Source organism: Flavobacterium circumlabens (assembly GCF_004345565.1).
GTDB classification, from domain to species: Bacteria; Bacteroidota; Bacteroidia; order Flavobacteriales; family Flavobacteriaceae; genus Flavobacterium; species Flavobacterium circumlabens.
In genome coordinates this window covers 1-5,715 of record NZ_SLWA01000024.1, presented here as the reverse complement: position 1 = coordinate 5,715, position 5,715 = coordinate 1, and the positions used below count along the sequence as shown (strand labels likewise).

Annotated in this window: 2 tRNA genes and 3 rRNA genes; all 5 read right to left on the bottom strand. The window is 46.2% G+C overall.

The annotated features are described in order from the left end of the window. Window positions 1-88: 88 nt before the first annotated feature. A 5S ribosomal RNA gene (rrf, locus tag EV142_RS23860) occupies window positions 89-198 on the bottom strand. Window positions 199-350: 152 nt separating this feature from the next. Beyond that, window positions 351-3,234: ribosomal RNA gene (locus tag EV142_RS23855) — 23S ribosomal RNA — on the bottom strand. A 133-nt stretch (window positions 3,235-3,367) separates the two neighbouring features. Next, window positions 3,368-3,441, bottom strand: a tRNA-Ala gene (locus EV142_RS23850). Between the two features lie 98 nt (window positions 3,442-3,539). Beyond that, window positions 3,540-3,613, bottom strand: a tRNA-Ile gene (locus EV142_RS23845). Window positions 3,614-3,734: 121 nt separating this feature from the next. Further along, a 16S ribosomal RNA gene (locus EV142_RS23840) occupies window positions 3,735-5,248 on the bottom strand. The 16S, 23S and 5S rRNA genes sit together here with 2 tRNA genes alongside, the layout of an rRNA operon. Window positions 5,249-5,715: the final 467 nt, after the last annotated feature.

The following is a 5,715-nucleotide window of genomic DNA, read 5'->3' as shown; positions in this document are numbered from 1 at the left end:
AACTCCTTTGCGGGCTTTGCGGTTAAATTCCACGACTCAATATAAAACAAAAAAATCCCCATCAAATACATGATGAGGATTTTAAAAAGAAAGGCGACGACATACTCTCCCACATAACTGCAGTACCATCTGCGCAGGCGGGCTTAACTACTCTGTTCGGGATGGGAAGAGGTGAGCCCCGCCGCAATAACCACCTTAAGAAGTTATAATTGCTTTGGGCAATCGGTTTGCAACTTTTAATTTTTAATTCAAAATTTTTAATTGCAATAATATCTTAACATACTGAGATAAAGAAAGTTTTTTAGTTTAGAAAGTTTCTTCCTCCCCGCCGGGGCGGGGAGGAAAAGGGTGTACATAAGCTTACGGATTATTAGTACTACTCGACTATGACATTACTGCCTTTACATCTATAGCCTATCAACGTGGTCATCTTCCACGATCCTTAAAAGAAATCTCATCTTGTGGTGGGTTTCGCGCTTATATGCTTTCAGCGCTTATCCCTTCCAAACGTAGCTACTCTGCGATGCTCCTGGCGGAACAACAGATACACTAGAGGTTTGTCCAATTCGGTCCTCTCGTACTAGAATCAGATCCACTCAAATTTCTAACGCCCACAGTAGATAGAGACCGAACTGTCTCACGACGTTCTGAACCCAGCTCGCGTGCCACTTTAATGGGCGAACAGCCCAACCCTTGGGACCTTCTCCAGCCCCAGGATGTGACGAGCCGACATCGAGGTGCCAAACCCCCCCGTCGATATGAGCTCTTGGGGGAGATCAGCCTGTTATCCCCGGCGTACCTTTTATCCTTTGAGCGATGGCCCTTCCATGCGGAACCACCGGATCACTATGCTCTACTTTCGTACCTGATCGACCTGTATGTCTCTCAGTCAAGCTCCCTTATGCCATTGCACTCTACGCACGGTTACCAAGCGTACTGAGGGAACCTTTAGAAGCCTCCGTTACTCTTTTGGAGGCGACCACCCCAGTCAAACTACCCACCAAGCAATGTCCCCCACGTTTGTGGGGTTAGGCCTCAGATAAACAAAGGGTTGTATTTCAACAATGACTCCACAACGCCTGGCGACGCCACTTCACAGTCTCCAACCTATCCTACACATCATTTATCCAAGGTCAATACTAAGCTATAGTAAAGGTGCACAGGGTCTTTTCGTCCCACTGCGGGTAAACGGCATCTTCACCGTTACTACAATTTCACCGAGCTCATGGCTGAGACAGTGTCCAGATCGTTACACCATTCGTGCAGGTCGGAACTTACCCGACAAGGAATTTCGCTACCTTAGGACCGTTATAGTTACGGCCGCCGTTTACTGGGGCTTCAATTCAATGCTTCTCCGAAGATAACATCTCCTCTTAACCTTCCAGCACCGGGCAGGTGTCAGGCCCTATACTTCATCTTACGATTTTGCAGAGCCCTGTGTTTTTGATAAACAGTCGCCTGGACCTCTTCACTGCGGCCCTGTATTGCTACAGGGCGACCCTTCTCCCGAAGTTACGGGTCTATTTTGCCTAATTCCTTAGCCATGAATCTCTCGAGCACCTTAGGATTCTCTCCTCAACTACCTGTGTCGGTTTACGGTACTGGTACTAATTACCTGAAGTTTAGAGGTTTTTCTTGGAAGCCCTTAGGCGCACTATCTCTTTGTCCGAAGACTCCGAGTACTATCGTATTTCCCCAAGCCGCGTGGATTTGCCTGCGCAGCTTATAGGTAGGTACTTCAACGAACTATTCCGTCAGTTCGCGGCGCTTTCATCACTCCGTCACCCCATCACAGTAATTAGTAGTACGGGAATATTAACCCGTTAGCCATCGACTGTCCCTTTCGGGTTCGCCTTAGGACCAGACTAACCCACAGCTGATTAGCATAGCTGTGGAAACCTTAGTTTTTCGGTGTGCGGGTTTCTCGCCCGCATTATCGTTACTTATGCCTACATTTTCTTTTCTAACCAGTCCAGCATACCTTACGATACACCTTCAACCCTGTTAGAATGCTCCCCTACCACTTAGAGTAAACTCTAAATCCATAGCTTCGGTAATATACTTATGCCCGATTATTATCCATGCTCGTCCGCTCGACTAGTGAGCTGTTACGCACTCTTTAAATGAATGGCTGCTTCCAAGCCAACATCCTAGCTGTCTGGGCAGACAAACCTCGTTCTTTCAACTTAGTATATATTTGGGGACCTTAGCTGATGGTCTGGGTTCTTTCCCTCTCGGACTTGGACCTTAGCACCCAAGCCCTCACTGTTATCAATCATTATATAGCATTCGGAGTTTGTCAGGAATTGGTAGGCGGTGAAGCCCCCGCATCCAATCAGTAGCTCTACCTCTATATAACTAAAATAACGCTGCACCTAAATGCATTTCGGGGAGTACGAGCTATTTCCGAGTTTGATTGGCCTTTCACCCCTACCCACAGGTCATCCGAAGACTTTTCAACGTCAACCGGTTCGGACCTCCACTGTGTGTTACCACAGCTTCATCCTGCCCATGGGTAGATCACACGGTTTCGCGTCTAACACTACTGACTAAAGCGCCCTATTCAGACTCGCTTTCGCTACGGATCCGTGACTTAACCACTTATCCTTGCCAGCAACGTTAACTCGTAGGCTCATTATGCAAAAGGCACGCCGTCACCCCACGAAAGGGCTCCGACCGCTTGTAAGCGTATGGTTTCAGGATCTATTTCACTCCGTTATTCACGGTTCTTTTCACCTTTCCCTCACGGTACTGGTTCACTATCGGTCTCTCAGGAGTATTTAGCCTTAGCGGATGGTCCCGCCAAATTCAGACAGGGTTTCACGTGCCCCGCCCTACTCAGGATACCACTATCTATTACATTTATTACCCGTACGAGGCTATCACTCTCTATGGCGTTACTTTCCAGTAACTTCCGGTTCTGCATGCATAAAATGTCGTGGTCCTACAACCCCAACATTGCCGTAACAACATTGGTTTGGGCTAATCCGCGTTCGCTCGCCACTACTTACGGAATCACTTTTGTTTTCTTCTCCTCCGCCTACTTAGATGTTTCAGTTCAGCGGGTTTGCCCACCTATCGGTGTACTATGTCTTCAACATAGTGGGTTGCCCCATTCAGGTATCTACGGATCAATCGGTGTGTGCCCGTCCCCGTAGCTTTTCGCAGCTTATCACGCCTTTCATCGCCTCTGAGAGCCAAGGCATCCCCCATACGCCCTTATTTTGCTTATTGTACCAATCATAAAATCAATTATGACCGTTTTTTTTGTCTTTTACTATAAATAGTAAAAAACGCTTTCTACTTTTTATTATTTCTTATCTCAATATGTCAATGAACTTTTATTTACTATATTATAGTAAATCAGTGGAGAATAACGGAGTCGAACCGTTGACCTCCTGCGTGCAAGGCAGGCGCTCTAGCCAGCTGAGCTAATCCCCCTTTTTAATTAAAAATTAAAAATCGTGAATTAAAAATTATGAACTTTTTGATCCTTAATCTTTCAACTTCTAAAATTTCCTTTTTTTAAGTTTAAATAGTTGTCTCGGACAGACTCGAACTGTCGACCCCTACATTATCAGTGTAGTACTCTAACCAGCTGAGCTACGAGACACTCTTATTCCTAAAATTTATTATTTGAACTAACAGCAAGAGTAAAATAGTCTTAAAATTAAAACCTTTAAAGCTTCTTCTTTTTTCCTCAGCGTGCACAAGTGCTAACACTAAGGCTCTAGAAAGGAGGTGTTCCAGCCGCACCTTCCGGTACGGCTACCTTGTTACGACTTAGCCCTAGTTACCAGTTTTACCCTAGGCAGCTCCTTGCGGTCACCGACTTCAGGCACCCCCAGCTTCCATGGCTTGACGGGCGGTGTGTACAAGGCCCGGGAACGTATTCACCGGATCATGGCTGATATCCGATTACTAGCGATTCCAGCTTCACGGAGTCGAGTTGCAGACTCCGATCCGAACTGTGACCGGTTTTATAGATTCGCTCCTGGTCGCCCAGTGGCTGCTCTCTGTACCGGCCATTGTAGCACGTGTGTAGCCCAAGGCGTAAGGGCCGTGATGATTTGACGTCATCCCCACCTTCCTCACAGTTTGCACTGGCAGTCTTGTTAGAGTTCCCGACTTGACTCGCTGGCAACTAACAACAGGGGTTGCGCTCGTTATAGGACTTAACCTGACACCTCACGGCACGAGCTGACGACAACCATGCAGCACCTTGTAAATTGTCTTGCGAAAGATCTGTTTCCAAACCGGTCAATCTACATTTAAGCCTTGGTAAGGTTCCTCGCGTATCATCGAATTAAACCACATGCTCCACCGCTTGTGCGGGCCCCCGTCAATTCCTTTGAGTTTCATTCTTGCGAACGTACTCCCCAGGTGGGATACTTATCACTTTCGCTTAGCCACTGAAATTGCTTCCAACAGCTAGTATCCATCGTTTACGGCGTGGACTACCAGGGTATCTAATCCTGTTCGCTACCCACGCTTTCGTCCATCAGCGTCAATCCATTAGTAGTAACCTGCCTTCGCAATTGGTATTCCATGTAATCTCTAAGCATTTCACCGCTACACTACATATTCTAGTTACTTCCTAATAATTCAAGTTCAGCAGTATCAATGGCCGTTCCACCGTTGAGCGATGGGCTTTCACCACTGACTTACTAAACCGCCTACGGACCCTTTAAACCCAATGATTCCGGATAACGCTTGGATCCTCCGTATTACCGCGGCTGCTGGCACGGAGTTAGCCGATCCTTATTCTTACAGTACCGTCAAGCTGGTTCACGAACCAGTGTTTCTTCCTGTACAAAAGCAGTTTACAATCCATAGGACCGTCATCCTGCACGCGGCATGGCTGGATCAGGCTTGCGCCCATTGTCCAATATTCCTCACTGCTGCCTCCCGTAGGAGTCTGGTCCGTGTCTCAGTACCAGTGTGGGGGATCTCCCTCTCAGGACCCCTACCCATCGTAGCCTTGGTAAGCCGTTACCTTACCAACTAGCTAATGGGACGCATGCTCATCTTTTACCGTTGTGACTTTAATAATATCCCGATGCCGAGTCATTATACTATGAGGTATTAATCCAAATTTCTCTGGGCTATCCCTCTGTAAAAGGTAGATTGCATACGCGTTACGCACCCGTGCGCCGGTCTCTGGTTCCGAAGAACCATACCCCTCGACTTGCATGTGTTAAGCCTGCCGCTAGCGTTCATCCTGAGCCAGGATCAAACTCTTCATCGTATATTGTTGATCTGATCACTCAGATCGTTTTGTTATTCGAATCAGTCTCTATCGGTTCTTTCTAATCTCTCGATTATCTTACTCTTTATTCTTTTGTTCTAACATCTCTGTTAAAACGGCTGTCAATTCAATATGTCTACGAACGTGTATTTCTTTTCTTTCGCTTGTTTCTCAAAGCGGGTGCAAAACTACAACTTCTTTTTTAATTAGCAAGAACTTTTTGAAGATTTTTTTTGAAACTTTTTTCAAGCCCCTAATCCTCCAAATCCCTACCAATCTATCAATGAACTTCCCATGTTTTGCGGGGTGCAAATGTAACATCTGTTTTCAAATCTCACAAGCTTTTTTAAATCTTTTTTTGAAAATTTCTTCTCCCTTTGATTCTAATGCCTGTCAGTATTTCGATGAACGCCCGTCGCTGTTGCGGGTGCAAAAGTAGTCCCTTTATTTACATTTACAAGACTTTT